This window comes from Erythrobacter sp. 'gip.4 top 5', from assembly GCF_056495765.1.
In genome coordinates this window covers 2,015,918-2,042,140 of record NZ_CP200270.1, presented here as the reverse complement: position 1 = coordinate 2,042,140, position 26,223 = coordinate 2,015,918, and the positions used below count along the sequence as shown (strand labels likewise).

Sequence of the window (26,223 nt, the reverse complement as noted above, 5' to 3'; positions counted from 1 at the left end):
TCTTTCTATTTCTTGTGTCTGTCACCCGGCCCGTATTGAGAAAGAAATCGATCGCGGCAGTTCGATCCAAACGACGCCAATCACTTTCATTCTGTCGGGGGGAGACCTCAATCAAGTATTATAATAGTCCTGCATTGAGCGGACTTCAAGCTGGTCCGGCCGGATCGCCGAAATCGAGAGCGCCGCCGCAACCGATCCGGCGGCGGTTGTGTAGTAGGGCACTTTGTTTGCCAGTGCCGCCTGACGGATCGATCTGGAATCCATCAGCGATTGCCAGCCTTCGGTGGTGTTGAAGATCAGCGCGATTTCTCCATCGATGATTTTGTCGACGATATGCGGCTGGCCCTCGGCGACCTTGTTGACCCGTTCGATAACAAGCCCCTGTTCGGCAAGGTACGTTTGCGTACCGCCCGTGGCGACAATGCGGAAACCATGTTCGATCAGCTGGCGCACGCCGGCGACGATCACAGGCTTGTCCGTATTCTTGACCGAGACGAACACCGTGCCCGACTGCGGTGGTATCATCCCTGCGCCGATCTGCGACTTCAGGAACGCCGCCTCAAAGCTTGCATCAATCCCCATGACTTCGCCTGTGGACTTCATCTCGGGGCTGAGCACAGGGTCGGCACCGGGGAAGCGGGCCCAAGGGAAAACCGCTTCCTTGACCGCCATGTAGGGCAGCTCGCGCTTGAACGGCGGGAAAGTGGCGAGCTTCTCTCCCGCCATGATCCGCGCAGCGATCTTTGCCACCGGCTGGCCAATTGCCTTGGCGACGAAGGGCACCGTGCGACTGGCGCGGGGGTTGACCTCGATCAGGTAAACCTCGCCGTCTTTCACCGCGAACTGAATGTTCATCAGCCCGACGACACCCAGCGCATGGGCCAGCGCCTCGGCCTGCCGCTCCATCTCGGTGATGATCTCGCCCGGAAGCGAATAGGGCGGCAGGGTGCAGGCGCTGTCGCCCGAATGCACCCCCGCCTCTTCGATGTGCTGCATCACGCCTGCAATGCTCACCTGCTCGCCATCGCACAGCGCATCGACATCACATTCAATCGCATCGCGCAGATATTGATCGATCAGCACCGGGCTATCGCCCGACACATTGACGGCCGTGGCGATGTAATTGTCGAGCTGCGCTTCGCTGTCGACGATTTCCATCGCCCGTCCGCCGAGCACGTAGGACGGGCGCAAAAGAACGGGGTAACCGATACGTGCGGCCACAGCAGCGGCCTCGTCACGGCTGCGGGCGATGCCGTTGTCCGGCTGCTTCAGCCTCAGTTTGCTGACCAGCTTGGCAAAGCGTTCACGGTCTTCCGCCAGGTCAATTGCATCGGGTGATGTGCCTAGGATCGGGATGCCCGCATTTTCCAGCGCCTGCGCCAGTTTCAGCGGAGTCTGCCCGCCGAATTGCACAATCACGCCCACCAACTCGCCGCTTTGTTGCTCCACCCGCAGGATTTCGAGCACGTCTTCATCGGTCAGCGGCTCGAAATACAGCCGGTCCGAGGTGTCATAATCGGTTGAGACGGTTTCGGGGTTGCAGTTGACCATGATCGTTTCGAAGCCTTGCTCGGCAAGCGCGAAACAGGCGTGGACGCAGCAGTAATCGAACTCGATCCCCTGCCCGATCCGGTTCGGCCCGCCACCCAGGATCACGATCTTGCGCCGGTCGCTTGGCATGGCTTCGCACTCGGGCTCACCGAAGGTCGGGGCTTCGTAGGTCGAGTACATATAAGGCGTGATCGCATCGAACTCGGCGGCGCAGCTGTCGATCCGCTTGAACATGGGGTTCACCCCCAGCTTGCGGCGCAGGTCACGCACTTCATCCGCGCTGGTGGCCCCCGCCATCGCGACAAGCGCATCGTGGAGCAGACCGGACCGCTTCGCCTGCGTCTCGCCCATGCCGCCTGCAACACCCACGGAACGCACCGCCAGCGTGGCGAGGCGCTTGTCCGAAAAGCCCATCGCCTTCAGCCGGCGCAAGCCTGCGGCATCACGCGGCAACCCGTTGGCCTGCACTTCGGCTTCAGCGGCGATGATCGCCTCGATCTGGCGCAGGAACCACGGATCGTAGAAGGTGACTGCGGCAATATCGGCCACGCTCATCCCTTCGCGGAACGCCTGCGCGACTTTCAGCAGCCGGTCAGGCGTGCGGCGCGACAGCGCAGCCACGATCACGTCGCGGGGCTGGCCTTCAAGCTCGGGTATGCGGTTGAACCCGTCCAGCCCGGTTTCCAGCCCGCGCAGCGCCTTCTGCATCGATTCGGCAAAGCTGCGGCCAATCGCCATGACCTCGCCGACTGATTTCATCGCGGTCGAAAGATCGGTCGCCGCGCCCTTGAACTTTTCAAAGGCGAAGCGCGGGATCTTGGTGACGACGTAATCGATGGTGGGTTCAAAGCTGGCGGGCGTTGCGCCGGTGATCTCGTTGGTCAGTTCATCAAGGGTGTAACCCACCGCCAGCTTCGCCGCGACGCGAGCGATGGGGAAGCCGGTCGCCTTGGACGCCAGCGCCGAGGAGCGCGAAACGCGCGGGTTCATCTCGATCACGATCAGGCTGCCATCTGCCGGATTGACTGCGAACTGCACGTTGCTGCCGCCCGTCTCCACCCCAATCTCGCGCAGGCACGCGATGCTCGCGTTGCGCATGATTTGGTATTCCTTATCGGTCAGCGTCAGTGCCGGGGCGACCGTGATGCTGTCCCCGGTGTGGACGCCCATCGGATCGACGTTTTCGATGGCGCAAATGATGATCGCGTTGTCCTTGCGATCGCGCACCACCTCCATTTCAAACTCTTTCCAGCCCAGAAGCGATTCCTCGATCAGCACCTCGGTGGTGGGCGAGGCATCGAGGCCTTCGCGCACGATCTGGTCAAACTCGGCCTTGTTGTAGGCGATACCCCCGCCGGTGCCGCCGAGCGTGAAGCTGGGACGGATGATCGAAGGCAGGCCGGTGCGCTCAAGGATCTCGCGGGCTTCTTCCAGCGTATTGGCCACGCCCGACCGCGCGCTTTCCAACCCGATCGAGGTCATCGCATCGCGGAACCGCTGGCGGTTTTCGGCCTTGTCGATGGCGTCGGCCTTGGCCCCGATCATCTCGACGCCGTATTTGGCGAGCGTGCCATCGGCATCCAGCGCCAGCGCGCAGTTCAGCGCCGTCTGCCCACCCATCGTCGGCAGCAGCGCATCGGGGCGTTCCTTGGCGATGATCTTGGCGACGATATCGGGCGTGATCGGCTCGATATAGGTCGCGTCGGCGAACTCCGGATCGGTCATGATCGTCGCGGGGTTGGAGTTCACCAGGATGACGCGGTAGCCCTCCTCCTTCAGCGCCTTGATCGCCTGCGTGCCGGAGTAATCAAATTCGCACGCCTGCCCGATGATGATGGGGCCAGCGCCAATAACGAGGATGGAGGAAATGTCGGTTCTTTTGGGCATCAGGAATCCCTGTCGGCAAAGGCAAAGGTGAATTGGGTGTAGCGGTTGACCAGCGGCAGCACGTCGGGCTTGGACGCGGCTGCGCCGAAGATGAAGGTGCAGTTGCGGCGGATGTCGACCAGGCGCTCGCCATCGCGGGCCATGATGTAGCTGAGCACGTAGTAGGATCGCGGCGCATTGCGGCGACCGATCACATCGAGCTGCTTGATGCCGTCCGTGCCCGAAGCGAGGCGCTCTGTATCGTTGAAGCCTTCGTCCTTGCGCGCATCACGCACGGCGGCATGGCGGGCGGCAGGATCGAAGGTGGCTTCGTCAAACGGACTTTCCGCCGCAGCGACGCGGCAATCCATGCGGCCCGCGACGGGATAGCGGGTGCCCTCGTCATGCAACACCGGGCGCCAGAAGCTCAGCACCGGCAGGCCGGTTTCGGCTGACGCTTCGAGCGTGACGGAGCCATCGCCCTGAAATGCCACGCCCTCCGCGATCTCCGCACCGGGCCATTCAGCGAGCGGAGGCGGGGTCATCGCAGGGTTTTGGGCAAGAATCGGAGTTGAGATTGCTGCCAAAGTGGCGGCCGAACCGCACATCGCCGGAACAAATCTGGACGTTACGCAGATCACTTGCGCGCCTTGATGGCCTGCCTGCCAGAGTAACCGATCTCGCACGCTTGCCCGATAATAATCGGGGCAGCGCCAATGACGAGGATGGAGAAAATGTCGGTTCTTTTGGGCATCAGGCAATTGATCTCACAGAAAGCAATAACGATGTGGAATGACGAAAGACATTTCAGATGAACATATCGAACAGCAGCTGGATGAGACGTTTGGCCGCCTCTCCAATGGCCCCCCCTGCGAATTTTTCTGAAAGGTATTTGAGCGCGGGGGATATCCAACCCCAGAGGCTCAATAGCCTGAAGCGTTCCTTCTTCACGACTTCTTGCGCTATCGAAAATTCTTCTGCGATAATTAATCTCTCATCAGAAAGTGCAGAGCCGACTTCATTGTCAGAGCGAAGCAACTCAGCCACTTCATCAATAGCTGCGGCGATCTCATCAACTTCCCGTTGATTGTCGGTACGAGTTACGATCCTATCTGATCCTGGCACCTTCTCCTGTTCGAGATGCGAGGTGTCCAGCATGTTGACAGGGTCAAGCTTATGATCTTCATCGACCACCCAGCCAAGCTCTTTTGCGGCCCTAGTGATCGCGTTCACACGAGCTGCTGCTCCAAGCGTAACTAATCGCTGTGCTTGTGCGGTCTCGCCGCGCCAACCCATTATGAAACGGTCTTTGTCCGTTGAGTTCAAACGCACCCAGCTACCCGTGTATTCGTCTCCGGCTCTTTCAAATGCCGGTGAGGTCATGATGAATTCTACATCTGATTCCATGTCGGCACTGTTGGCTGGAACGTAAAAGCCCATACTGCCAAAACAATTTCGATAAACAGACTTTAGACTTTCATTTACCTCGTCGATTTCAACCCAATCTTTCGGGAAATTGTCATCGAACTCGTTCGAATAGACCTCTTCGAGGAAAAATGCTCGAACGTAGATTTGAGCACTCATTGCCCCAGCCCCCCCACAAACTTCTCGAACAGGTAAAAGCTATCCTGCGGCCCCGGCGATGCCTCGGGGTGATATTGCACCGCGAAGGCCCGCTTGCCCTTGATCGCAATCCCGCAATTGGTCCCGTCGAACAGGCTCACATGCGTCTGCTCCACCCCCTCCGGCAACGTATCCACGTCCACCGCGAAACCGTGGTTCATCGAGGTGATTTCGACCAGCCCGCTGGTCTCCCCCCAGCCTTCGCCCACGCGCTGGACGGGGTGGTTTGCGCCGCGGTGGCCCTGGTGCATTTTGATCGTCTTCGCGCCGGCTCCGAGCGCCAGGAGCTGGTGGCCAAGGCAAATGCCGAACAGCGGCACGTCCGCATCCAGCAACGCCTTGATCACAGGCACGGCATATTCGCCGGTCGCCGCCGGATCGCCGGGGCCGTTGGAGAGGAATACGCCATCGGGTGCGAGCGCCACTACATCGTCAAATGAGGTCTTGGCCGGCACCACCGTCACCCGCGCCCCGGCCTTCACCAGATTGCGGAAGATGTTGTCCTTCGAACCATAGTCGATCGCGACCACATGGGGCTTGGCATCCCGCGCTGCGCGGCCATAGCCCTTGCCGAGCGTCCAGTAGCCGCCCTCCCAGCCCTCATGCTTGTCGCGGGTGACGCGAATGGCGAGGTCCATGCCTTCCAGCCCCGGCCATTCCTGCGCACGCTTGACCAGAGCAGGAATATCGAACTTCCCATCGGGCGCATGGGCGATCACCGCATTGGGCGCCCCGCTCTGGCGGATGCGCCGCGTAAGTGCACGGGTATCGACACCGGCAAGACCGATCTTGCCGTTGCGCGCCATCCAGTCGGCAAAGGTCTCGATGCTCCGGAAGCTCGACGGCTCGGTCACGTCTTCGCGCACGATGCAGCCGACCGCGCCTTCCACTCGGCTTTCCACATCTTCGCTGTTTGCCCCGACATTGCCGATATGCGGGAAGGTGAAGGTCACGATCTGCGCGGCGTAGCTGGGATCGGTCATCACCTCCTGATAGCCGGTCATGGCGGTGTTGAAGCACACCTCGCCCACACTGGCGCCTGCCGCGCCAAAGCCGCGACCCCACACCACCGTGCCATCAGCCAGAACGAGGCAACCAGTTGCGCCGGAGGGTTGCGCACGGGAAGAAGCGGGGTCGGCCATGGGGCGCTCCGTTTGGGATAAAAACCAGCGATGTTGCTAAGTTTTGTCCGCTAAGCGCGGCGGCGGCCCGCGTCAACCTAGGCGTGTCGCCATATTTGCGTTAGGGGCGCGCCGAAGAGTTCAATCCACAGGAAACATCCGAATGATCCGTGACGATATCAAGGCCGCTACCATCACCGCGATGAAGGCGGGCGAGAAAGACCGCACCGCCGCGCTCCGCCAGATCAGCGCCAAGATCAAGGATCGCGATATCGAGGAGCGCACCTCGGCCAAGCCGACGCCCGACGATGAGCTGGTGGTCAGCGTGCTCCAGAAAATGGCCAAGCAGCGCCGCGAATCGATCGAAATGTACGACGCCGGTGGCCGCACGGAACTGGCTGCCATCGAGCGCGCCGAACTTGCCGTGATCGAGGAATTCCTGCCGCAGATGCTCAGCGAGGCAGAAACCGCCGCCGCCATCGATGCGATCAAGGCGGAGACCGGCGCGTCCACGATGAAGGACATGGGCACCGTGATGGCCGAACTGAAGGCGCGGCACGGCGCAGTGCTGGATGGGAAGCTGGCGAGCACGCTGGTCAAGGCAGCGCTTTCCTGAAAGCAACGTCGCGCTTGAACACCGCCGCGTTCGGGCGCACCTAACGCACTATGGCTATTACCCCGCAATGGAAGGACGAGCTGCGCGCGCGGATCACGCTGTCGACGCTTGTTCAGCGCTCGGTGAAGCTGACCCGTGCAGGGCGCGAATGGAAGGGCTGCTGTCCGTTCCACGAGGAAAAGACGCCGAGCTTTTACGTCAACGACCAGAAGCAGTTTTACCATTGCTTCGGCTGCGGCGCGCATGGCGATGCGATCAGCTGGATGGTTGATAACCAGGGCCTGCAATTCATGGATGCGGTCAAGGAATTGGCCGCAGCCGCCGGGATGGAGGTGCCCGCGCCCGATCCCGTTGCGGCGCAAAAGGCGGAAGCCCGCGCCAGCCTGATCGACGTGACCGAGGCAGCGCAGCGATTTTTTGTCCAGAGCCTTGCCGGGCCAAGCGGTGGTGCAGCGCGCGATTACCTCAAGCGACGCGGGTTTTCGACAGAGGTTATGCAAGAGTTCGGCTTTGGCTGGGCACCCGATGACCGTCAGGCGCTGCCCCGTGCCCTGATGCAGTTTGACGAGGGGATGCTCGAAGGCGCCGGCATGCGGGCCGCAAACGATCAGGGCGAGCATTATGATCGCTTTCGAGGCCGCGTCATGCTCCCTATTCAGGACGCACGCGGCCGGGTGATCGCATTTGGTGGCCGCATCCTCGACAAGCGGGACGGCGTCGCCAAATATCTGAACTCACCCGACACGGACCTGTTCGACAAGGGACGCACACTTTACAACCTGCACCGCGCTGCCCCCGCCGCCCGCCAATCGGGACGCGTGGTGGTGGTCGAAGGCTACATGGATGTGATCGCGCTCGCCAATGCGGGGATCGCGGATGCTGTGGCGCCGCTCGGCACAGCGCTGACGGAAATGCAGCTGGAATTGCTATGGCGCATGGTCGAGGTTCCGGTGCTGTGCTTCGATGGCGACGCGGCAGGCCAGCGCGCCGCCATGCGGGCTATCATGCGCGCGCTTCCGCTGCTGGCGCCGATGCGCTCGCTCAGTATCGTTCGCCTGCCGGCTGGCCTCGATCCCGATGACCTTATCAAGGCGCAAGGTAAAGCGGCGATGGAGGCGTTGCTGGCGCAGCCGGCCAGCCTGATCGAGACCTTGTGGACGTTCGAGCGCGACGCCCAACCGCTCACCACACCCGAGGCGAAGGCAGGTCTCAAGGCGCGGCTGATGGCCCATGTTGACACAATCGCGGATGCGGACATCAAGAGCCTCTATCGTCGCGAGCTGGGTGACCGGTTTTCCGCCTTCGCCTACCCGCCGCGCCCGCCCCGTCCGGCATTCCAGCCCGGCAGGTCCGGGCAGCGCAGTGACGTCAGAGCGTTCGGTCGCGGAGCCGCGATTGCGCAACAAGGCCTCTCCGAAGGCGCGCGCATACAACTGTCAGGCATGATGGCGGGCGGTCAGCGGCAAGGCTTGTTAAGTGCTGTTCTCACCGGCCTGGCGCGATTTCCGCAAGAGATCGCCCGCCATACCGAAGCCCTCTCAAGCCTGGCCAAACTCGACCCCAAAGCTGCTCAGTTGATCGAATCCCTGTTCGAACTTGCAGAAACGCTTGATTCGCGTGCGCCAAACGCCATATGCACCGTGCAAGGCCAACCTCCCCCGCCGGCAGATATCCGCTACGCCTTTCTCATCGAAGAAGGCAACGATCCCGGCACTGCGTGTGAGGAACTGGCCGAAGCTGTGTCGCTGCTGGTTGAAAGACCGGCGTTGGAGGTTGCGTTGGCAGCCACGATTGCGCGTTTCGAGAACGATCCTGAGGGCTCGTTTGCGGAGCAGTCGCGCTTGCGTGCACAGCTCATGGCAGTTGATGAGCGACTCAAGGCTTTCGGGCGCCGCAAAGCAGGCGCGGCGGCCCTGGGTGACGACACCGTCTGATCGGCGGTTATGGGATTAATTGGCGGCACCGTGCAATCTGCGGACCGCCCGGCAACGGATAGATAACAAAAATATGGCCGAGAAGGAAGACGCGCCGCTGATCGACCTCAATGAAGCTTCGATCAAGAAGCTTATCAGCAAGGCGAAAAAGCGTGGTTATGTCACCTACGACGAGCTGAATGAGGCGCTGCCCTCTGGCGAGATGAGCCCGGATCAGATCGAGGAGATCCAGACAGCTCTGTCCGAGATGGGCGTCCAGATCGTCGAAAGTGACGAGGACGCCGAAGCTGAAACCGAGGGCGAGGGCCGCGAGGTTGAAGAGGTGGTCGCTGACGACGACGACGAGGATGAGGATGATGACGAGAAAAAGAGCCCGGCCAAGGACGCCCGCGCCGGAAATCGCAAGCTCGTAACTGGCGAGCGCACAGATGATCCGGTGCGCATGTACCTGCGCGAAATGGGTGCGGTGGAGCTGCTCAGCCGCGAGGGCGAAATCGCTATTGCCAAGCGCATTGAGGCCGGGCGCGACATCATGATCATGGGGCTGTGCGAAAGCCCCATCACCTTCCACGCGATTATTCAGTGGTCCGAAGCCCTGAACAACGGCGACATGCAGCTGCGCGAAATCCTCGATCTCGACGCGATGTTGTCCAAGGAGCCGCCGGCTGACAAGATGGCTGAAGGCGCTGAAGACGAAGACGACGACGGCGAAATTTCCGAAGCCACCGCCGGCCCGACGATTCGCGAAGACGACGAAGTCAAGGACGAGCCTGATGCGGACGGCGACGATGACGAGGATGGCGAAGGTCGTCCCAAGCGCGATGAGGAAGAGGAGGAGGACAACACCCTCAGCCTCGCCCAGATGGAAGCTGCGCTGAAGCCTGAGGCGCTTGAAACCTTTGCACGGATCACCACGCTCTTCCTCGCTTTTGAAAAGCTTCAGGGCGAGCGGGTCGATACACTCGCGCTCGGCAATGCTTTTCCGGCATCCAAGGAAACCAAGTATGAGAACCTGCGCGAAGAGCTGACCGCAGAAGTCGAGAGCGTGCAGTTCCACGCCACCAAGATCGAATTTCTGGTCGACAATCTGTACGCCTTCAATCGCCGTCTGACCACGCTAGGCGGGCAAATGCTGCGCCTGGCCGAGCGCCATAAGGTCAAGCGCGTCGTCTTCCTCAACGCCTACATGGGCAATGAGATGGACGACGCCTGGATCAAGGAGCGCGCCAAGAAGGACAAGAAGTGGGCCGCCTTCGCCGAGCGTGAAGAAGATGCGATCGAGTGCATCCGCGCCGAGATTGCCGACATCGCCGCACAGACGGGCATGAGCCTTCCCGAGTTCCGGCGCATCGTGAACATGGTCCAGAAGGGCGAGCGCGAGGCGCGGATCGCCAAGAAGGAAATGGTCGAGGCAAACCTGCGTCTCGTGATCTCCATTGCCAAGAAATACACCAACCGCGGCCTGCAATTCCTTGATCTTATTCAGGAAGGTAATATCGGGCTGATGAAGGCGGTCGACAAGTTCGAATATCGCCGGGGTTACAAGTTCAGCACCTATGCGACATGGTGGATCCGTCAGGCGATCACGCGTTCAATCGCCGATCAGGCGCGCACCATCCGTATTCCGGTGCACATGATCGAAACGATCAACAAGCTGGTGCGCACGTCTCGTCAGTTCCTGCACGAGGAAGGCCGCGAGCCGACCCCTGAGGAAATGGCGCAGCGCCTTTCCATGCCACTCGAAAAAGTGCGCAAGGTCATGAAGATCGCCAAGGAACCGATCAGCCTCGAAACCCCCATCGGCGACGAGGAAGACAGCCATTTGGGCGATTTCATCGAGGACAAGAACGCGATCATCCCGGTGGATGCCGCGATTCAGGCCAACCTCAAGGAAACTGTCACCCGCGTGCTTGCCAGCCTTACGCCACGTGAAGAACGCGTGCTGCGGATGCGCTTCGGCATCGGGATGAACACCGATCACACGCTGGAAGAAGTCGGCCAGCAGTTCAGCGTGACGCGCGAGCGCATTCGCCAGATCGAAGCCAAGGCGCTGCGCAAGCTCAAGCACCCGAGCCGGTCTCGCAAGATGCGGTCATTCCTCGATCAGTAATATGCGAAAGACCCCGCCTTTGGCGGGGTTTTTCTTGGCCGACATCCCCTTGGTCGAAAAGCGATGTCCTAGGGGTGGAGAATCGTTGCTTGCGCGCCTATAGGCTGCCTATGCGCATTGCGATTGCCTCCGATCACGCCGCCACCGATTTGAAGGCGGAGCTTGCCGAATGGCTGGTCGAAGACGGCCACGAGGTCGCGGACCTTGGCCCGGCGCCGGGCGTAAGCGTCGATTACCCTGACTACGGTTACCGCCTCGCGGAAATCATCGCTGAAGGCTCGGTCGAATTCGGCGTTGCGCTGTGCGGCAGCGGGATTGGCATTTCGATCAGCGTCAACCGCCACCCGCAGGTGCGCTGCGCCTTGGTTAGCGAGCCGCTCTCCGCTGCGCTCGCTCGCGAACATAATGATGCCAATTGCATCGCAATGGGCGCGCGGCTCGTAGGGATTGAGATGGCCAAATCCTGCATCGCCACCTTCCTAGACACCGAATTCGCCGATGCCGGCGATCCGGCAGGGCGCCACCAGCGCCGCGTCGGCAAGCTCGGCAAGCCTCCGTTTCAGCCCGACCATATCGAGACCCACCAATGAGCACAGCCCCGATTGATTTCGCCGCCCGTACCCAGAACCCGATGGATGGCTTCTGGCATGACGATCTCGCCCATGCCGATCCAGAAATCGCCGCAGCGGTCGCCAAGGAACTCGCCCGGCAGCGCGACAAAATTGAACTGATCGCGTCCGAAAACATCGCAAGCCGCGCCGTACTGGAAGCAGCCGGATCGGTGTTCACCAACAAATATGCCGAAGGCTATCCGGGCAAGCGGTACTACGGCGGCTGCGATTATGCCGATGTGATCGAAACCCTGGCAATTGACCGCGCTAAGCAGTTGTTCGGTTGCAACTTTGCCAACGTGCAGCCCAACTCTGGCAGCCAGATGAATCAGGCGGTATTTCTCGCTCTGCTCAATCCGGGCGATACCTTTATGGGCCTCGATCTGAACTCGGGCGGGCACCTGACCCACGGATCGCCCGTGAACATGAGCGGGAAATGGTTCAACCCGGTGTCCTATGGTGTGTCGCAGGACACCGAAGTCGTTGACATGGAAGAAGTCGCCACCAAGGCGCGCGAACACAAGCCGAAGATCATCATCTGCGGCGGAACCGCCTATTCACGCACCTGGGATTTCCGCGCCTTCCGCGCCATTGCCGATGAAGTGGGCGCAATCCTCCTGTGTGACATGAGCCACATCTCCGGCCTTGTTGCCGGCGGCGCGCATCCCTCACCCTTCCCGCATTGCGACATTGTCACGTCGACCACACACAAGTCTCTGCGCGGTCCGCGCTCAGGCATTATCTTGTGGAATGACGAGAAGTTTACCAAGCCCCTCAATATGGCCGTCTTCCCCGGCCTGCAGGGCGGTCCGCTGATGCATATCGTCGCCGCAAAGGCTGTGGCTTTCCTTGAGGCGCTCCAGCCCGAGTTCAAGACCTATGCACACCGCATCGTCGAAAATGCCCGCGCGCTGGCTGCAAGCCTGGAAGACAGCGGCCTGCGGATCGTCAGCGGCGGGACTGACAATCACTCGATGCTGGTCGATCTTACCGCGATGAATGTTACCGGCAAGGACGCCGAAAAAGGCCTCGATCGCGCTTGGCTCACCTGCAACAAGAACGGCATTCCGTTCGATACGCGCTCGCCGTTTGTGACCAGCGGTATCCGCCTCGGCACGCCTGCGGGCACCACCCGTGGGTTTGGTCCTGACGAGTTCCGCACAATTGGTAAGCTCATCGCCGAAGTGGTTGAAGGTCTATCCAAAAACGGCCCTGAAGGCGATGCGCAGATCGAGGAGAGTGTGCGCCAACGGGTGAGCGAACTTTGCGCTGCGTTCCCCGTGTATCCGGGCATGTAAGGAGCCGCGACAATGAACGATCAAGACCCCCGCCAAGGCCCTGACTGGGTCGAGGACGTAAAGACCGAAGTGAGCGGCATGGCGAAGGAAGGGATGCAGCATCCTTCCACCAAGCCTGTCCTGACCGGCGCCGCGATTGGCGCTGCGGCCGGATTTATCCTGCCGGTCATTTCCATCCCCGTCGGGCTTATCGCCGGCGCTGGCTTCGCCCTGTATCAGAGGATCAAGAAGTAACCTTCTGAATGCGCTGCCCCTTTTGCGCCCATGATGACACCCAGGTCAAAGACAGTCGCCCGACAGAGGACAATGCCTCCATCCGGCGGCGGCGCCAGTGCACGTCCTGCGGGGCGCGCTTCACCACATTCGAACGCGTGCAATTGCGCGAGGTTGTGGTGGTAAAGTCCGGCGTGAACGGTGAAAACGCCCGGCGCGAACCGTTCGACCGGTCCAAACTCGAGCATTCCGTTGCGCTCGCCAGTCGCAAGCGCGGTATTGATCAGGAGAGACTGGACCAACTGATTTCGGGAATTCAGCGCCAGGTCGAAACATCGGGTGAGGCTGAGGTGCCTTCATCCCACATTGGCGAATTGGTTATGGATGGCCTCCGCCAGATAGATTCAGTCGCCTACATTCGCTTCGCATCTGTCTACCGCGACTTCTCCGAGGCACGTGACTTCGAAGAATTTGCCAGCACCGTTCAGCAAGCCGCGAAAGAATAACTGCAAAATGGCCGATCTCAACAAGCCGGTGATCGTGCTCGTGCGCCCGCAGCTTGGCGAGAATATCGGCAAGACGGCGCGGGCGATGCTCAATTTCGGGCTGACGGAATTGCGGCTTGTGACCCCGCGCGATGGCTGGCCCAACCCGTCGGCCGGCCCGGCTGCGGCGGGTGCAGATAGCGTTCTCCAGCAGGCCAAGGTCTATGCCACCACCGCCGAGGCTGTGGCCGATTGCGCCCACGTTCACGCCACCACCGTGCGCAAGCGCGGCGTGACCAAGCCGGTGATCGGTGCAGACGAAGCCGGGCGCCTGGTTCACACCCACGCAGGTCGCCATGCGATTATTTTTGGCCCTGAGCGGTCCGGGCTTGAGACTGAGGACGTGGCGCTGGCGCGCAATATCCTCACCATTCCGATCAACCCTGAATTTCCCTCGCTCAACCTTGCACAGGCAGTGATCTTGGTCGCCTATGAGTGGTCGCGGATCGGGCGTGAGATGGCAGAGGCTGATGTAGGCCTTGTGCAACCGTCGGTGGAGGAAATCCTGCCCCCCGCCCCGCAGGAGGAGCTCGAAGGGCTGATTGGCCACTTTGAAAAGCTGCTTGAACCGCGAGAATATTTCCTGCCTGAAGGCCGCGCCGATGCCACGCGCCGCACGCTGCGCAGCGTTTTGACGAAGCCGGGCTGGAATCATCTGGAAGTGCGCACCTTGCGCGGCGTTCTCACGACACTTGCCCGCAAGATCCGCGACTGAACCGCTTGCGCAAGCCGTCATCGGCTTGACCTCCACGTCCATCCTGCTATGCGCGCCCCTTCGCAATTGGCCCCGCACCCCGGTGAAGCGGTGGCCGCATCATGATCTTTCGTGGTGGTGCGATGCCGGGTTTGATGGCTGCCCAATGGGGGTGGCCCTGCAATTTGAAGGAAGACGTATGTCGAAGCGCAAAAGCGCCAAGTACAAGCTTGACCGCCGGATGGGCGAAAACATCTGGGGTCGTCCCAATTCCCCGGTGAACAAGCGTTCCTACGGCCCCGGCCAGCACGGTCAGCGTCGCAAGGGCAAGATGAGCGATTATGGCCTGCAGTTGCGCGCCAAGCAAAAGCTCAAGGGCTATTACGGCGACGTCACTGAAAAGCAGTTCAAGCGCACCTATGCCGAAGCATCGCGCATGAAGGGCGATACCAGCCAGAACCTGATCGGCCTGCTCGAACAGCGCCTGGACATGGTCGTGTACCGCGCCAAATTCGCGCCGACGATCTTCTCGGCCCGTCAGGTTGTCAGCCACGGTCACATCTATGTGAACGGCGTGAAGTGCAACATTGCCTCGCGCCGCGTGATGATCGGCGATGTCATCAGCCTCGGCAGCAAGGCCAAGGAAATGGCTTTGGTGATTGAAGCGCAGAGCCTGGCAGAGCGTGACATTCCCGATTACGTCCAGCCCGATGGTACGGACAAGACCACCTTCACCCGCGTGCCGAAGCTCGACGAAGTGCCCTACCCGGTCACGATGGAACCGAACCTGGTGGTGGAATTCTACTCGCGCTGATCCGGCATTCAAACAACCAATACAAAAAGGGCGGCCTCATCGGGCCGCCCTTTTTTGTTGGTAAATGGTGCTTTGCGTCAATCCCGCGTCCGGTCCCACTCGGCAAACTCATACGCAATCGACCCTTCGACGAGGCGCTCCCAGATGTCAGCAACGACGTCAGTCGGTATGCTACGGGCGTTCGCTTCGGCTACGGCTGCGGCAATCACACTCGCCTTTCGCGCTTCATCGCGCACCGCATCGCGCGTAGGCTTGATGCGGGCGGCCGCGCGCATATAGCCAAAGCGCGTGGCCAGCAACGCAACCAGCTCACGGTCGAGCGCATCGACCCCGGCGCGCACATCAAGCATGGTTTCGCAAGCGTCCGGGGATTTTACGGCAGTATCGGACATCAATCAGGAACTTCCAAGGTAATCGCGCCGGAACGTGGCGGCAAAATCAGCAAAACGTGCGGCCGCAATGGCATCGCGCATCCCTTGCATCAAGGCTTGATAGAAGCTCAGATTGTGCTCGGTCACCAGCATCGCGCCCAGCATCTCGCCTGATTTCACCAAATGATGGATATAGGCGCGGCTGTAAGTGGTGCAGACCGGACACACGCAGCGATCATCCAGCGGGCCGGTATCTTCCGCAAAGCGCGCATTGCGCACATTCATCGGGCCATTCCAGGTGAATGCCTGGCCATTGCGGCCGGACCGTGTCGGCAGCACGCAATCAAACATGTCGATGCCGCGCTCCACCGCACCGACCAGATCATCGGGCTTGCCCACACCCATCAGATAACGCGGGCGGTCCTTGGGCAGCATATCGGGCGCATAGTCGAGCACACCGAACATCGCCTCCTGCCCTTCCCCCACAGCTAGTCCTCCCACCGCGTAGCCATCAAAACCGATCGCCGTGAGTTCATCGGCGCTGATCTGGCGCAGGTCTGGGTGCAATGCGCCCTGCTGGATGCCGAACAAGGCGGCACGGTGTGCGTGATCCTCACCGCTGTCGAAACCTTCGCGGCTGCGTTTTGCCCAGCGCATCGAGAGTTCCATCGAAGCGGCGATCTCGTCCCGCGGCCTGTCCGCACGGGGGCATTCGTCAAAGGCCATCACGATATCGGAACCCAGCAGCCGCTGGATTTCCATGCTGCGTTCCGGCGTGATCATGTGCTTGGAGCCATCGATATGGCTGCGAAATTCGACGCCGTGTTCGGTAAGCTTGCGCAGATCGCTGAGGCTCATCACCTGATAGCCACCACTGTCTGTCAGGATCGGGCGCGGCCAGTTCATGAAGGTGTGAAGCCCGCCAAGCCGTGACACACGCTCGGCGCCTGGGCGCAGCATCAGGTGATAGGTATTGCCCAGAATGATGTCGGCGCCGGTCGCCCGCACTGCTTCGGGCTTCATCGCTTTGACGGTGGCCGCCGTGCCGACCGGCATGAAGGCGGGCGTGCGGATCTCGCCGCGCTGCATGGCAATCGTGCCAGTGCGCGCCTTGCCGTCGGTGGCGTGAAGGGTGAAGGAAAAGCGCGGTGTGGTCATTGGCCCCGCGCGCTAGCGAGGCGCGGCGCCCCTGTCACCCCCAAAGCAAACGGGCCGCCTGCCATGATGACAAACGGCCCGATGATATTCTCAATTCCGATCAATCGATCAGAACTTGAAGCCTACGCCGACTGTGCCGCGCAGCGTGTCGAACGCGATGGTATCGACGTTGGCGCGCAGGACAACCGAGCTGATCGGAACTTCAACGCCGACGCCGACCAGATAGTCACCCGCGACATCATCGACGTCAATGTTGTTGGCATTGAGGAAATCTTCGCTGATGCCGGTCAGGTTGCCGACATCGAGGTCGACCCACTGGTAGCCACCGCGTGCGTAGATCTTGGCTCCGCTGTCGGTGCGGAAGCCGAGGCGCGCCGAGACACCATACTCAGCGTCGATTGGGCCCGTACCAAACGAGGCGTTGCCTTCAACGCCTGCGAAAAGGTTGGTGCTGAGCGGGAAATCGACTGCAACGAAACCACCGTAGATTTCGCCGCTGTCGTCGATGTTGAAGTTGTTGAACTGGCCGTCATCGGCGTCGAGATCGCCAAGGTCGATACCGAGATCGTGAAGACCAACGGTGGCGCCAATGGTTACGTCGGGCTGCGTTGAACTTTGCGCCTGGGCTGCTGCTGGAAGTGCCACTGCGCCCATCGCTGCGCCGAGCGCCGCGAGCTTGAAGATTGCGATCTTTTTCATTCTTTTTATCCTTCGTTGCACCTGCCGCAATAGGGGGTACGGCGGGTTATCGCTCATGTAGGAATGCGCATCTTTCTGCGCAATGAACGAACGCAAAGGTTTTCATTAATGTCGGGCAGGCGGTGCATATGGTCCGACAAACAGGCGATGCCATCTGACCTGCGCTATTCGCGCAGACGCCATCCTGTTCGAAAAATCACTGCGATTACAATGATGCAAAGCGCAAGGAAGCCAAGCGTCAGGCCGAGCGATACAGCGATCGGCACATCGGCCACACCATAGAAGCCAAATCGTAATCCGCTCACCAGAAAGGCAATCGGATTGGCCAGCGCGACTGCGTCCCATGGCGCGGGCAGATCGCGGATCGAATAGAACGTGCCGCCGAGGAAGGTCAGCGGCGTGAGAATCAGCAGTGGTATGATGCCGAGCTTCTCGAAGGAATCGGCCCAGATTCCCAAAATGAACCCAAATAGCGCGAAGCTTGAAGCCACGAGCATGATGTAGACTGCGGCAAGAAGCGGATATTTTATCTCGTAGTCGACAAAAAACGTCGCTGTGCCCAAAATGATCGCGGCCAGAATGAGGCCTTTGGTAGCCGCCGCGCCGACGAAGCCTGCCAGCGTTTCCGCCACGCCGACGGGCGCCGACAGCAGTTCAAAAATAGTGCCGGTAAAGCGCGGCATATAAATGCCGAAGCTGGCATTGCTGGTCGTCTCACCCAGCAGAGTCAGCATCAGCAGGCCGGGAATGATGAAGGCGCCGTAGGGAACGCCGCCAATCGGCTCCATCCGCGCGCCGATGACTGTTCCGAACACCACGAAATACAGCGACGTCGTCAGGACGGGCGAGAGGATCGATTGAAACGCGGTGCGGAAGGCGCGGCCCATTTCCCGGCGGTAGATCGCATAGGCGCTGCGGATATTGAATGGCATCAAGCCGCCTCCTTCTCACCAAGCAGGCCGACAAAAATGTCCTCAAGTGAGGAATCATGAATATCGAGACTGGTGTAGGCGATGTCCGCACGGGTCATGGCCTGCGCAAGCTGCGCAACCTGTGCGCGGCCTCCACCCTGCCCGTTCCCGCCGCGGTAGACGATCTGCATTCCGCCTTCGGCAATCTCGATCGGGAAAGCGGCAAGTTCCGGCGGGATCGCGGTTAAAGGCGCGGCGAGCGTAATCACCGCCTCGGTCGTGCCAAGCCGGTCCATCATCGCCGCCTTCTCGTCCACCATCAGGATGCGTCCACCGCGTATGATGCCGACGCGGTCGGCCATTTCTTCGGCCTCTTCGATGTAATGGGTGGTGAGGATGATGGTGACACCGCGCTGCTTGAGCCGGGCAATCTGCTGCCACATATCCTTGCGCAGTTCGACATCGACGCCCGCAGTGGGTTCATCAAGGAACAGCAACTCCGGCTCGTGCGCCAGCGCCTTGGCGATCAGCACGCGACGCTTCATTCCGCCTGAAAGTGAGCGGATCTGCGCATCCTTCTTGTCCCACAGCGACAGGCTTCTGAGAATTTCCTCGAGCCGTGCCGGATCGCTAGGCTGGCCGAACAGACCCCGCGAATAGGAAATGGCCCGCCACACGGTTTCAAACATATCGGTGGCCAGTTCCTGCGGCACCAGTCCGATTCGCGCCCGCGCCGAACGCCAATCACGCGACAGATCCTGTCCGAAGGCGGTGATGGTGCCACCGGTGGGCCGCACCAGCCCGCATACCGCGCCGATCAGAGTCGTCTTGCCCGCGCCGTTAGGGCCCAGCAGCGCAAAAATCTCGCCCGAGCGAATATCCAGATCAACATTGTCGAGCGCACGCGTGCCGCCCTTGTACGTCTTGGTGAGGCCGCGGATCGACAGGATCGGTTCGTTCATGAAACCGATTTAGGGCAGCAACAGCGAGGAGTCACCATAAGAATAGAACCGATATTCATGCGCGATCGCATGGGCATAGGCCGCCATCATCCGCTCGCGCCCCATCAGCGCGCTCACCAGCATCATCAGCGTCGATTTGGGCAGGTGGAAATTGGTCATCAGCCCATCCACAGCGCGCAGTTTGTAACCGGGCGTGATGAAGATCGCGGTATCACCGGCAAAGGGTTGGATCTTGCCATCTGCGTCCGCCGCACTTTCGAGTAAGCGCAGTGACGTGGTGCCAACGGCGATGATCCGGCCACCTTTGGCACGGGCTTCATTCAATTGCGTTGCGGTTTCAGGCGCGATGCGGCCAAACTCGGCGTGCATCTGGTGATCGTCGGTATCGTCGGCCTTTACGGGTAGGAAAGTGCCCGCGCCCACATGCAATGTCAGCATCGCCCGCCCGATCCCGGCCGCGTCGATGGCATCAATCAGTCGTTGGGTGAAATGCAGGGAGGCGGTAGGTGCGGCCACTGCACCTTTCTCGCGGGCGAACATGGTCTGGTAATCCTCCAGATCCTGCGCATCGACACCGCGCTTCGACGCAATATAGGGCGGCAGCGGCATCGTGCCGGCGCGGTCGATCAAGACTTCGACTGGCTCTTCGCCCTCAAACATCAGCGTGATGGACCCGTCAGAAAGGCGTGCTTCGGCAATTGCGGTAACGCCTCCGCCAAAGATGATCTGATCGCCATCTTTCACCCGCTTGGCGTTGCGAACGAAAGCCTGCCAGCGCCGCAGATCAAGCCGCTTGTGCAGCGTCGCACCAATTTTGGCCTCGCCGCCGGCACGGCGGCCTTCGAGCTGGGCGGGGATTACGCGGGTATCGTTGAACACCAGCACATCACCGGAGTTCAGAAGACTAGGCAGATCGCGCACACCGCAATCTTCAAATGCCGCATCACCGCCTCGAACCACCAGCATTCGTGCCGAATCGCGGGGACGCACCGGACGCAAAGCAATCCGCTCTGACGGCAACTCGAAATCGAACAGATCAACCTTCATAGCGCGCGCCTAGCGGGAAGCGCCATCGTAGCAAAGCCCCCTAACCGATCGGCGCGCTCAGCATATCGGCGGAAATGGGCGCTTCCACGGTCGGCGCGGGCGGCGGGGGCGGAGGCAGATTGTCACTGGCAAGCGACGCCTGGAGGATAAAGGTCGGCTCGGCGGGCGGCTCACCCCGGTTGATCGCGTCGACCGCTTCCATATTTTCGATCACGCGGCCGAAATTGGTGTATTTCTTGTCGAGGCTGAACCGCGGGTAAAACACGATGAAGAACTGGCTGTTGGCGCTGTCTTCTTCGGCAGCGCGCGCCATGGCCAAACTGCCACGGACATGCGGCATCGGATTGAATTCAGCCTTCAGGTCAGGAAGCTCGCTGCCGCCTTGCCCGGTCCCGGTGGGATCCCCGCCCTGCGCCATGAAGCCTTCAATCACACGGTGGAAAACCACGCCATTGTAAAACCCTGCGCGGGTCAGTGTCTTGATGCGTTCAACATGGGCTGGCGCCCATTCATCCTGAAGGCGGATTTTGATCCTCTGCCCATTGGACAGATCCAGAACCCAGACGTCCTCCGGTTCAACCGCCGGATCGAAATTGATCGGCGGATAGGTGCGCGCCGCTACAGGAACAGCATCCTCGTCGGCCTCTTCGGCATTGTCACCGAAGGCCTGAGGCGGTGTGTCATCTTTTTGGGCCTGAGCGAAGGCCGCCTGCGGCGCGGCGAACAGCAAAAGGGCGGCAATGGCAGGAGCAATTTTTGTGATGATCATGGTTCCATCCGGATTTCAACGCGCGTCTAGCCGCGCCCGCCTGACACTGCAATGAATGAGAAGGGCAATGAATGAGAAGGGCAATGAGTGAGAGGAACGATGTGTGACCCGGGCGATGCGCCTCAGTAATCGCCCTTGAGGCCCACTTCGCGCACCCGTACATTCACTTCGTCGCACACCGGCGCGCTTACAAAGCGGGCGATGTCGCCGCCGTACATTGCGATTTCCTTGACGAGCTTGGAGGCAATCGGCTGGAGCGAGACATCGGCCATGAGAAACACGGTCTCGATATCGTCATCAAGCTGCTGGTTCATGCCCGCCATTTGATATTCATACTCAAAGTCCGCGACGGCGCGCAGGCCACGGATAATGACATTGGCGCGTTGCTTCTGTGCGAATTTCACCAGCAGCGCATTAAATCCCACCACTTCGACATTGGAAAGGCCCATGTTCGCCACTTCGCGCTCCACCATGCGAAAGCGCTCCTCAGTAGAAAACAGCGGGTTTTTCGAAGGGTTTGTCGTCACCCCGATGATCAGATCGTCGACCAGCTTCGACCCGCGCCGGATGATGTCGGCATGGCCCAGGGTTATGGGATCGAAGGTTCCGGGGTAGATGCCAATGCGGCGGGCTGACCTCACCTGTCTCGCTCCACAATATACCGGGCCAGCGCGCGCAAGATATCGGCCTCAGCGCCATAGGAAGCGAGCCGCAGCACGGCTTGATCGACCAGCGCCCGCGCTTGTTCGCGGGCCTTGTCGGCGCCCATAAGCGTCACAAAGGTCTGCTTGCCCTGGCTTTCGTCCTTGCGCAGGGCCTTTCCTGCCTTCGCGACATCCCCTTCGACATCGAGAAGATCGTCAGCGATCTGAAATGCGAGACCGATGTCGCGGGCATAGGCACGCAAATGCGCGCGACCCTGCGGTGCGACCTTGCCGAGGATGGCGCCCATCTCGACACTTGCGGCCAGCAACGCGCCGGTCTTGAGCTGTTGCAGGCGGGTGATGGTATGAAGGTCGTAGGTCACCCCTTCTTCGTCAGCGACCATATCCATCATCTGACCGCCAGCCATACCGTGCATCCCGGATGACTTGCCTAGCGTCAAAATCAACTCGCTGCGCGTAAAAGGGTCTTCGCTCGTTTCATTGTCAGCGAGGATTTCAAATGCCAGCGCGTGAAGCGCATCGCCCGCCAGCACGGCGGTTGCCTCGTCATAGACCTTGTGCAGGGTCGGCTTGCCGTGGCGCAAGTCGTCATCGTCCATGCACGGCAAGTCGTCATGGATCAGGGAATAGACGTGGATCGCCTCGATTGCCGCCCCCGCCCGCAGCGCCGCATCGCGCGCCACGCCGAACAGGCTGGCGGTGCTGACCACCAGCAGCGGGCGCACCCGCTTGCCCCCGCCGATCGCAGCATAGCGCATAGCCTCGACCAGACGCGCGCTGGTGTCGTCCGGTACCGGAAGGATCGCATCGAACAGCGAATCGATCTCCGACTGGACGCGCTTGATTTCCTCGCTAAGCGCACTGCTCTTGGTTTCGGCCAGCATCATTTCAGCCTTCCGTATCGAATGCCTGGGTGCCGATTGCCCGCCCATCTGCGGCTGTGACAATCCGTTCGATCCGCGCTTGCGCTGCGTCAAGCCGCTGCTGGCAGGCCGTGCGCAACGCCTCACCCCGTTCATACAGACCAATCGATTGATCGAGCGGCACGTCCCCTCGCTCAAGCGCCTGTACGATCTGTTCAAGTGCAGCCAGTGCCGCCTCGAAACTCATGCCTGCGATATCCTGCGCGCTGGTCTGTTCAGCGGCCATCGGTAATGCTTTAGCCTCGTCCATGGGTTGAGCATTGACGAGCCATGCAGGCGCGGTCAAGGCTAGGGATCACGGGCGGGAACATCCAAAACAGGAATTGCACGCAACATGCTTAAATGGATCATCGCTTATGGCGTGGCAGCGGTCGTTTTTCTGGCGATGGACGTGGTGTGGCTGCGCTGGGCAGCAGGTAATCTCTACCGCCCGGTCATCGGCGAGATCATGGCAAAGAATTTCAATGCCGGTCCTGCGGTTGCGTTTTATCTCATCTATATCGCTGGGATGATCTGGTTCGCGATCCGGCCAGGCATCGAAAGCGGCACGGTTCAGGCCGCGGTTCTCAACGGAATTGTTCTGGGCGCGCTGTGTTATGCTACCTTCGACCTGACATCGCAGGCGGTGCTGAAGGTGTGGTCGACACAAATCAGTGTTCTGGACATCCTGTGGGGCGCCTTCGTCACCGGCTCGGCCAGTGGCATCGCAACCTGGGTGGTTTTGCGTTTCGCACCCGTTTCAACCTGACTCAGGCGCCACATTCATGTTCATCGGCCACTTCGCCCCCGCCTTTGTCGCAGCAGCGGTTAGCCCCGAACGCCCACGGCTAGGTCTGATGTTCATGGCGGCGCAGTTGATCGACTGGGGCTTTTTCATCTTGGCCGCCATTGGGGTCGAACAGATGCGCATAGACCCCGATGCCAGCGTGATGGTGCCCTTCGACCTTTACGACATGCCCTATACCCACAGCCTGATTGGCACTGCGCTATGGGCGGCGGCGTTCTTTGGCGTCGTGGCCATCCACCAGCGCAACCTGCACCTCGGCGCGCTGGCTGCGTTGGTCGTGATCTCTCATTGGCTGCTCGATTGGATCGTGCATGTCCCTGATCTGACAATCGATGGCACGCCGCCCAAGTTTGGCCTTGGTCTGTGGAACTTGCCTTGGGTCGCGATCCCGCTTGAGCTCGCCTTGACGTTCGGCGCTTTCGCTTTTTATTTAAGGCGCACCCGCGGGCCGGCCGGCCCTCCAGCGGTGCTGCTGGGAACGCTACTGCTGCTTCAGGCGATCAACTGGTTCGCGCCTCACCCAGAAAACGCCGGGCTGTTTCTTTATCTCCAGGCGCTCGTCGCCTTTGCCATTCTGACTGCGCTGGCGATGTGGGTGGGGGAGAATCGCTGGTTCCGCAAACGCGGAAACTTGGCCTTCGCGCTCCAGTGATCTAGGGCGCGCTGCAAGGAGTTTCGCCCCATGACTATTACCTCCGCCATCACCCCCGAGATCGTCGAACAGCACGGCCTTTCGCCCGAGGAATATGCCCGCGTCCTGTCCGCGCTGGGCCGCGAGCCGAACCTTGTGGAGCTCGGCATTTTTTCGGTGATGTGGTCAGAGCATTGCAGCTACAAATCCTCGCGTCTGCATCTCAAGAAGCTGCCGACCGAAGCACCATGGGTGATCTGCGGCCCCGGCGAGAACGCGGGCGTGATCGACATTGGCGACGGTCAGGCGGCGATCTTCAAGATGGAAAGCCACAACCACCCCTCCTACATCGAGCCTTATCAGGGCGCGGCGACAGGCGTCGGCGGTATCCTGCGCGATGTATTCACCATGGGCGCAAGACCCATCGCCAATGCCAATGCGCTGCGGTTCGGACGGCCTGAGCATCCCAAGATGAAGCATCTGGTGCAGGGCGTGGTTGCAGGCATCGGCGGCTACGGCAACTGCGTCGGCGTGCCCACGGTGGCGGGCGAGACGAACTTCCACCCCGCCTATGACGGCAATATTCTCGTCAACGCGATGACCGTTGGCGTAGCCGATGCGGACAAGATTTTCTATTCCGCTGCCACCGGCCTGGGCAATCCGATCGTCTATGTCGGCAGCAAGACCGGGCGTGACGGCATCCACGGCGCAACGATGGCGTCGGCCGACTTCGGTGAGGATGCGGAAGCCAAGCGTCCCACCGTCCAGGTCGGCGATCCCTTCACTGAAAAACTGCTGATCGAAGCCTGCCTTGAACTGATGGCGACCGATGCCATCGTTGCCATTCAGGACATGGGCGCAGCAGGTCTCACCTCGTCCAGCGTGGAAATGGCGACCAATGGCAAGGCCGGCATCCGGCTCAACATGAACAAGGTGCCGTGCCGCGAAACGGGAATGACACCCTACGAAATGATGCTGAGCGAAAGCCAGGAGCGGATGCTGATGGTGCTGAAGCCGGGCCGTGAGCCCGAGGCCGAAGCAATTTTCCGGAAATGGGAACTCGATTTTGCGGTAATCGGCGAAGTCACCGACACGGGTCTCATGGTGCTCGAATTCAATGGCGAAGTGGTGTGCGATATCCCGTTGGGGCCGCTGGCTGCCGACGCGCCGCTTTATGATCGGCCCTATCTGTCAAAGGAAGACTACAGGGTCTGGGCAGGCGTGAAGCCGCTCGCCGAAGTGCCTGCCTGTGATGACATTGCGGCGGATCTTATCACCATGATGGCCTCGCCCGATCTCGCCTCGCGGCGGTGGATTGCGGAACAGTATGATTCGCAGGTCGGCGCAGACACGCTCCAGACCGGCGGAGACGCGGGCGTGGTGCGGGTACACGGCACCGGCAAGGCGCTGGCCATCACCACCGATTGCACCCCGCGCTATGTGTTCGCCGATCCCTACGAAGGCGGCAAGCAGGCGGTTGCCGAGGCTTATCGCAACCTATGCGCGGTCGGCGCCCGCCCTCTGGCGGTGACCAATTGCCTCAACTTCGCCAATCCCCAGCGGCCCGAAATCATGGCGCAGATCGTCCATGCGCTGGAAGGCATGGGCGATGCCTGCCGCGCGCTGGACTTCCCGATCGTGAGCGGCAATGTCAGCCTCTACAACGAAAGCAAGGCAACCGGCGGAGGGTCTGCGATCCTCCCTACCCCGGCGATTGGCGGCGTCGGCATCATCAATGATTTGTCGAAGATGATGACGATGCATTTCAAGCGAGCGGGCGACGCCATTTACCTTGTCGGGCCGGAATTTTGGGCCAAGCCTGATCCGACCCGTTCGCACCTTGGCCAATCGCTGTGGCTCCGCGTGGTCAAAGGCCTGGAAGCCGGACGCACCCCGCCGACCGATCTGGTAATCGAACGCACGGCAGGCGAAATTATCCACGAATTGATCGCTGATGGACTAGTGAACGCCGTGCACGATCTCAGCGATGGCGGACTTGCCGTGGCGCTGGCCGAAATGGCGCTGGCTGGTGGCATCGGGGCCGAGGCCGATCTGGCCGGCAACCCCGACTACACGCCCGCGCAGTGGTGGTTCGGTGAGGACCAAGGCCGCTATCTTGTAACGGTGCCCGATGTTGCGGCGCTTAATGCTGCGCTCGCCAAGGGCACGCGCGATGCCGATACCGCGCAGATCGGGTTCCAGCGGATTGGCACAGTGGGTGGCGATTCGGTGCTTGGCGTGCCGCTTGCCGAACTGCGCGCTGCCAATGCACGGTTTTTCGACGAGTGGATGGAAGGCTGAATA

General features: G+C 60.8%; 26 protein-coding genes and 1 pseudogene. 12 read left to right on the top strand and 15 right to left on the bottom strand.

What is annotated here, in order from left to right; genetic code table 11:
- Positions 1–111 precede the first annotated feature (111 nt).
- The 5 genes and pseudogenes from carB to carA all read right to left on the bottom strand — a co-directional run bounded on the left by carB (position 112) and on the right by carA (position 6,182).
- Positions 112–3,438, bottom strand: a complete 3,327-nt coding sequence (gene carB, locus ACRANW_RS09800) for a carbamoyl-phosphate synthase large subunit (protein ID WP_479431614.1) — start codon at positions 3,436–3,438, stop codon at positions 112–114.
- A complete protein-coding gene (locus tag ACRANW_RS09795; RefSeq protein WP_479431613.1) occupies positions 3,438–3,962 on the bottom strand; it encodes a carbamoyl-phosphate synthase large subunit in 525 nt (174 codons plus the stop codon). The genes carB and ACRANW_RS09795 overlap by 1 nt, the downstream gene beginning before the upstream one ends.
- A 95-nt stretch (positions 3,963–4,057) precedes the next feature.
- A pseudogene (locus tag ACRANW_RS09790) lies at positions 4,058–4,171 on the bottom strand (carbamoyl phosphate synthase preATP-grasp domain-containing protein); the annotation flags it as partial.
- Positions 4,172–4,224: 53 nt separating this feature from the next.
- Positions 4,225–5,001 (bottom strand): hypothetical protein, encoded by a 777-nt coding sequence (locus ACRANW_RS09785; protein ID WP_479431612.1) that lies wholly within the window; start codon positions 4,999–5,001, stop codon positions 4,225–4,227.
- Positions 4,998–6,182: a glutamine-hydrolyzing carbamoyl-phosphate synthase small subunit gene (carA, locus tag ACRANW_RS09780; RefSeq protein WP_479431611.1), complete on the bottom strand. Its 1,185-nt coding sequence runs from the start codon at positions 6,180–6,182 to the stop codon at positions 4,998–5,000. The genes ACRANW_RS09785 and carA overlap by 4 nt, the downstream gene beginning before the upstream one ends.
- 142 nt (positions 6,183–6,324) lie before the next feature.
- On the opposite strand from carA, the gene ACRANW_RS09775 reads away from it, so the two are divergent.
- The 9 genes from ACRANW_RS09775 to rpsD all read left to right on the top strand — a co-directional run bounded on the left by ACRANW_RS09775 (position 6,325) and on the right by rpsD (position 14,996).
- Positions 6,325–6,777, top strand: a complete 453-nt coding sequence (locus ACRANW_RS09775; protein ID WP_479431610.1) for a GatB/YqeY domain-containing protein — start codon at positions 6,325–6,327, stop codon at positions 6,775–6,777.
- A 50-nt stretch (positions 6,778–6,827) separates the two neighbouring features.
- Positions 6,828–8,711: a DNA primase gene (gene dnaG / locus ACRANW_RS09770; protein ID WP_479431609.1), complete on the top strand. Its 1,884-nt coding sequence runs from the start codon at positions 6,828–6,830 to the stop codon at positions 8,709–8,711.
- 73 nt (positions 8,712–8,784) lie between these two features.
- A complete protein-coding gene (rpoD, locus tag ACRANW_RS09765; protein ID WP_479431608.1) occupies positions 8,785–10,821 on the top strand; it encodes an RNA polymerase sigma factor RpoD in 2,037 nt (678 codons plus the stop codon).
- A gap of 110 nt (positions 10,822–10,931) precedes the next feature.
- Positions 10,932–11,411 (top strand): RpiB/LacA/LacB family sugar-phosphate isomerase, encoded by a 480-nt coding sequence (locus tag ACRANW_RS09760; RefSeq protein ID WP_479431607.1) that lies wholly within the window; start codon positions 10,932–10,934, stop codon positions 11,409–11,411.
- Positions 11,408–12,730, top strand: a complete 1,323-nt coding sequence (gene glyA / locus ACRANW_RS09755; RefSeq protein WP_479431606.1) for a serine hydroxymethyltransferase — start codon at positions 11,408–11,410, stop codon at positions 12,728–12,730. Before ACRANW_RS09760 ends, glyA begins: the two co-directional genes overlap by 4 nt.
- A gap of 12 nt (positions 12,731–12,742) precedes the next feature.
- Positions 12,743–12,964 (top strand): hypothetical protein, encoded by a 222-nt coding sequence (locus tag ACRANW_RS09750; RefSeq protein WP_479431605.1) that lies wholly within the window; start codon positions 12,743–12,745, stop codon positions 12,962–12,964.
- Positions 12,965–12,972: 8 nt separating this feature from the next.
- Entirely contained in the window at positions 12,973–13,449 is a 477-nt protein-coding gene (gene nrdR / locus ACRANW_RS09745; RefSeq protein ID WP_479431604.1) for a transcriptional regulator NrdR, read from the top strand.
- A gap of 7 nt (positions 13,450–13,456) precedes the next feature.
- The gene (locus ACRANW_RS09740; RefSeq protein ID WP_479431603.1) at positions 13,457–14,203 is read left to right on the top strand and encodes an RNA methyltransferase; all 747 of its coding nucleotides are present in this window, start codon (positions 13,457–13,459) and stop codon (positions 14,201–14,203) included.
- 178 nt (positions 14,204–14,381) lie between these two features.
- Entirely contained in the window at positions 14,382–14,996 is a 615-nt protein-coding gene (rpsD, locus tag ACRANW_RS09735) for a 30S ribosomal protein S4 (protein WP_479431602.1), read from the top strand.
- A gap of 77 nt (positions 14,997–15,073) precedes the next feature.
- On the opposite strand, the gene ACRANW_RS09730 is transcribed toward rpsD, so the two are convergent.
- The 10 genes from ACRANW_RS09730 to ACRANW_RS09685 form a co-directional block, all read right to left on the bottom strand.
- Positions 15,074–15,388, bottom strand: a complete 315-nt coding sequence (locus ACRANW_RS09730; RefSeq protein WP_479431601.1) for a chorismate mutase — start codon at positions 15,386–15,388, stop codon at positions 15,074–15,076.
- A 3-nt stretch (positions 15,389–15,391) separates the two neighbouring features.
- A complete protein-coding gene (gene tgt, locus ACRANW_RS09725) occupies positions 15,392–16,525 on the bottom strand; it encodes a tRNA guanosine(34) transglycosylase Tgt (protein WP_479431600.1) in 1,134 nt (377 codons plus the stop codon).
- Between the two features lie 108 nt (positions 16,526–16,633).
- Positions 16,634–17,224, bottom strand: coding sequence for an outer membrane beta-barrel protein (locus ACRANW_RS09720; RefSeq protein WP_479431599.1), 591 nt, complete (start codon positions 17,222–17,224; stop codon positions 16,634–16,636).
- Between the two features lie 164 nt (positions 17,225–17,388).
- Complete coding sequence (locus ACRANW_RS09715) at positions 17,389–18,156, bottom strand: ABC transporter permease (RefSeq protein ID WP_479431598.1); 768 nt, start codon at positions 18,154–18,156, stop codon at positions 17,389–17,391.
- The gene (locus ACRANW_RS09710) at positions 18,156–19,097 is read right to left on the bottom strand and encodes an ABC transporter ATP-binding protein (RefSeq protein WP_479431597.1); all 942 of its coding nucleotides are present in this window, start codon (positions 19,095–19,097) and stop codon (positions 18,156–18,158) included. The genes ACRANW_RS09715 and ACRANW_RS09710 overlap by 1 nt, the downstream gene beginning before the upstream one ends.
- 9 nt (positions 19,098–19,106) lie before the next feature.
- Positions 19,107–20,144, bottom strand: coding sequence for a tRNA preQ1(34) S-adenosylmethionine ribosyltransferase-isomerase QueA (gene queA / locus ACRANW_RS09705; protein ID WP_479431596.1), 1,038 nt, complete (start codon positions 20,142–20,144; stop codon positions 19,107–19,109).
- A gap of 40 nt (positions 20,145–20,184) precedes the next feature.
- A complete protein-coding gene (locus tag ACRANW_RS09700; RefSeq protein WP_479431595.1) occupies positions 20,185–20,913 on the bottom strand; it encodes a peptidylprolyl isomerase in 729 nt (242 codons plus the stop codon).
- A 122-nt stretch (positions 20,914–21,035) separates the two neighbouring features.
- Positions 21,036–21,554 carry a pantetheine-phosphate adenylyltransferase gene (coaD, locus tag ACRANW_RS09695; RefSeq protein WP_479431594.1) on the bottom strand — a complete coding sequence of 173 codons (519 nt, stop codon included), beginning with the start codon at positions 21,552–21,554 and terminating at the stop codon, positions 21,036–21,038.
- Positions 21,551–22,462, bottom strand: a complete 912-nt coding sequence (locus ACRANW_RS09690; protein WP_479433912.1) for a polyprenyl synthetase family protein — start codon at positions 22,460–22,462, stop codon at positions 21,551–21,553. The genes coaD and ACRANW_RS09690 overlap by 4 nt, the downstream gene beginning before the upstream one ends.
- A 4-nt stretch (positions 22,463–22,466) precedes the next feature.
- The gene (locus ACRANW_RS09685) at positions 22,467–22,751 is read right to left on the bottom strand and encodes an exodeoxyribonuclease VII small subunit (protein WP_479431593.1); all 285 of its coding nucleotides are present in this window, start codon (positions 22,749–22,751) and stop codon (positions 22,467–22,469) included.
- 84 nt (positions 22,752–22,835) lie between these two features.
- Between ACRANW_RS09685 and ACRANW_RS09680 the strand changes: the two genes are divergently transcribed.
- Genes ACRANW_RS09680 through purL form a run of 3 tightly spaced genes read left to right on the top strand, consistent with a single transcriptional unit; the run spans position 22,836 to position 26,220 of the window.
- The gene (locus ACRANW_RS09680) at positions 22,836–23,249 is read left to right on the top strand and encodes a DUF2177 family protein (protein ID WP_479431592.1); all 414 of its coding nucleotides are present in this window, start codon (positions 22,836–22,838) and stop codon (positions 23,247–23,249) included.
- 16 nt (positions 23,250–23,265) lie between these two features.
- A complete protein-coding gene (locus tag ACRANW_RS09675) occupies positions 23,266–23,940 on the top strand; it encodes a hypothetical protein (RefSeq protein ID WP_479431591.1) in 675 nt (224 codons plus the stop codon).
- A gap of 30 nt (positions 23,941–23,970) precedes the next feature.
- Complete coding sequence (gene purL / locus ACRANW_RS09670) at positions 23,971–26,220, top strand: phosphoribosylformylglycinamidine synthase subunit PurL (protein ID WP_479431590.1); 2,250 nt, start codon at positions 23,971–23,973, stop codon at positions 26,218–26,220.
- The last annotated feature ends 3 nt before the right edge of the window (positions 26,221–26,223 follow it).

What these genes read in the sequence shown, in the direction of transcription:
- carB (WP_479431614.1), bottom strand. Translation starts at nt 3,438, where the DNA reads ATGCCCAAAAGAACCGACATTTCCTCCATCCTCGTTATTGGCGCTGGC.
- ACRANW_RS09795 (WP_479431613.1), bottom strand. Translation starts at nt 3,962, where the DNA reads ATGACCCCGCCTCCGCTCGCTGAATGGCCCGGTGCGGAGATCGCGGAG.
- ACRANW_RS09785 (WP_479431612.1), bottom strand. Translation starts at nt 5,001, where the DNA reads ATGAGTGCTCAAATCTACGTTCGAGCATTTTTCCTCGAAGAGGTCTAT.
- carA (WP_479431611.1), bottom strand. Translation starts at nt 6,182, where the DNA reads ATGGCCGACCCCGCTTCTTCCCGTGCGCAACCCTCCGGCGCAACTGGT.
- ACRANW_RS09775 (WP_479431610.1), top strand. Translation starts at nt 6,325, where the DNA reads ATGATCCGTGACGATATCAAGGCCGCTACCATCACCGCGATGAAGGCG.
- dnaG (WP_479431609.1), top strand. Translation starts at nt 6,828, where the DNA reads ATGGCTATTACCCCGCAATGGAAGGACGAGCTGCGCGCGCGGATCACG.
- rpoD (WP_479431608.1), top strand. Translation starts at nt 8,785, where the DNA reads ATGGCCGAGAAGGAAGACGCGCCGCTGATCGACCTCAATGAAGCTTCG.
- ACRANW_RS09760 (WP_479431607.1), top strand. Translation starts at nt 10,932, where the DNA reads ATGCGCATTGCGATTGCCTCCGATCACGCCGCCACCGATTTGAAGGCG.
- glyA (WP_479431606.1), top strand. Translation starts at nt 11,408, where the DNA reads ATGAGCACAGCCCCGATTGATTTCGCCGCCCGTACCCAGAACCCGATG.
- ACRANW_RS09750 (WP_479431605.1), top strand. Translation starts at nt 12,743, where the DNA reads ATGAACGATCAAGACCCCCGCCAAGGCCCTGACTGGGTCGAGGACGTA.
- nrdR (WP_479431604.1), top strand. Translation starts at nt 12,973, where the DNA reads ATGCGCTGCCCCTTTTGCGCCCATGATGACACCCAGGTCAAAGACAGT.
- ACRANW_RS09740 (WP_479431603.1), top strand. Translation starts at nt 13,457, where the DNA reads ATGGCCGATCTCAACAAGCCGGTGATCGTGCTCGTGCGCCCGCAGCTT.
- rpsD (WP_479431602.1), top strand. Translation starts at nt 14,382, where the DNA reads ATGTCGAAGCGCAAAAGCGCCAAGTACAAGCTTGACCGCCGGATGGGC.
- ACRANW_RS09730 (WP_479431601.1), bottom strand. Translation starts at nt 15,388, where the DNA reads ATGTCCGATACTGCCGTAAAATCCCCGGACGCTTGCGAAACCATGCTT.
- tgt (WP_479431600.1), bottom strand. Translation starts at nt 16,525, where the DNA reads ATGACCACACCGCGCTTTTCCTTCACCCTTCACGCCACCGACGGCAAG.
- ACRANW_RS09720 (WP_479431599.1), bottom strand. Translation starts at nt 17,224, where the DNA reads ATGAAAAAGATCGCAATCTTCAAGCTCGCGGCGCTCGGCGCAGCGATG.
- ACRANW_RS09715 (WP_479431598.1), bottom strand. Translation starts at nt 18,156, where the DNA reads ATGCCATTCAATATCCGCAGCGCCTATGCGATCTACCGCCGGGAAATG.
- ACRANW_RS09710 (WP_479431597.1), bottom strand. Translation starts at nt 19,097, where the DNA reads ATGAACGAACCGATCCTGTCGATCCGCGGCCTCACCAAGACGTACAAG.
- queA (WP_479431596.1), bottom strand. Translation starts at nt 20,144, where the DNA reads ATGAAGGTTGATCTGTTCGATTTCGAGTTGCCGTCAGAGCGGATTGCT.
- ACRANW_RS09700 (WP_479431595.1), bottom strand. Translation starts at nt 20,913, where the DNA reads ATGATCATCACAAAAATTGCTCCTGCCATTGCCGCCCTTTTGCTGTTC.
- ACRANW_RS09690 (WP_479433912.1), bottom strand. Translation starts at nt 22,462, where the DNA reads ATGCTGGCCGAAACCAAGAGCAGTGCGCTTAGCGAGGAAATCAAGCGC.
- ACRANW_RS09685 (WP_479431593.1), bottom strand. Translation starts at nt 22,751, where the DNA reads ATGGACGAGGCTAAAGCATTACCGATGGCCGCTGAACAGACCAGCGCG.
- ACRANW_RS09680 (WP_479431592.1), top strand. Translation starts at nt 22,836, where the DNA reads ATGCTTAAATGGATCATCGCTTATGGCGTGGCAGCGGTCGTTTTTCTG.
- ACRANW_RS09675 (WP_479431591.1), top strand. Translation starts at nt 23,266, where the DNA reads ATGTTCATCGGCCACTTCGCCCCCGCCTTTGTCGCAGCAGCGGTTAGC.
- purL (WP_479431590.1), top strand. Translation starts at nt 23,971, where the DNA reads ATGACTATTACCTCCGCCATCACCCCCGAGATCGTCGAACAGCACGGC.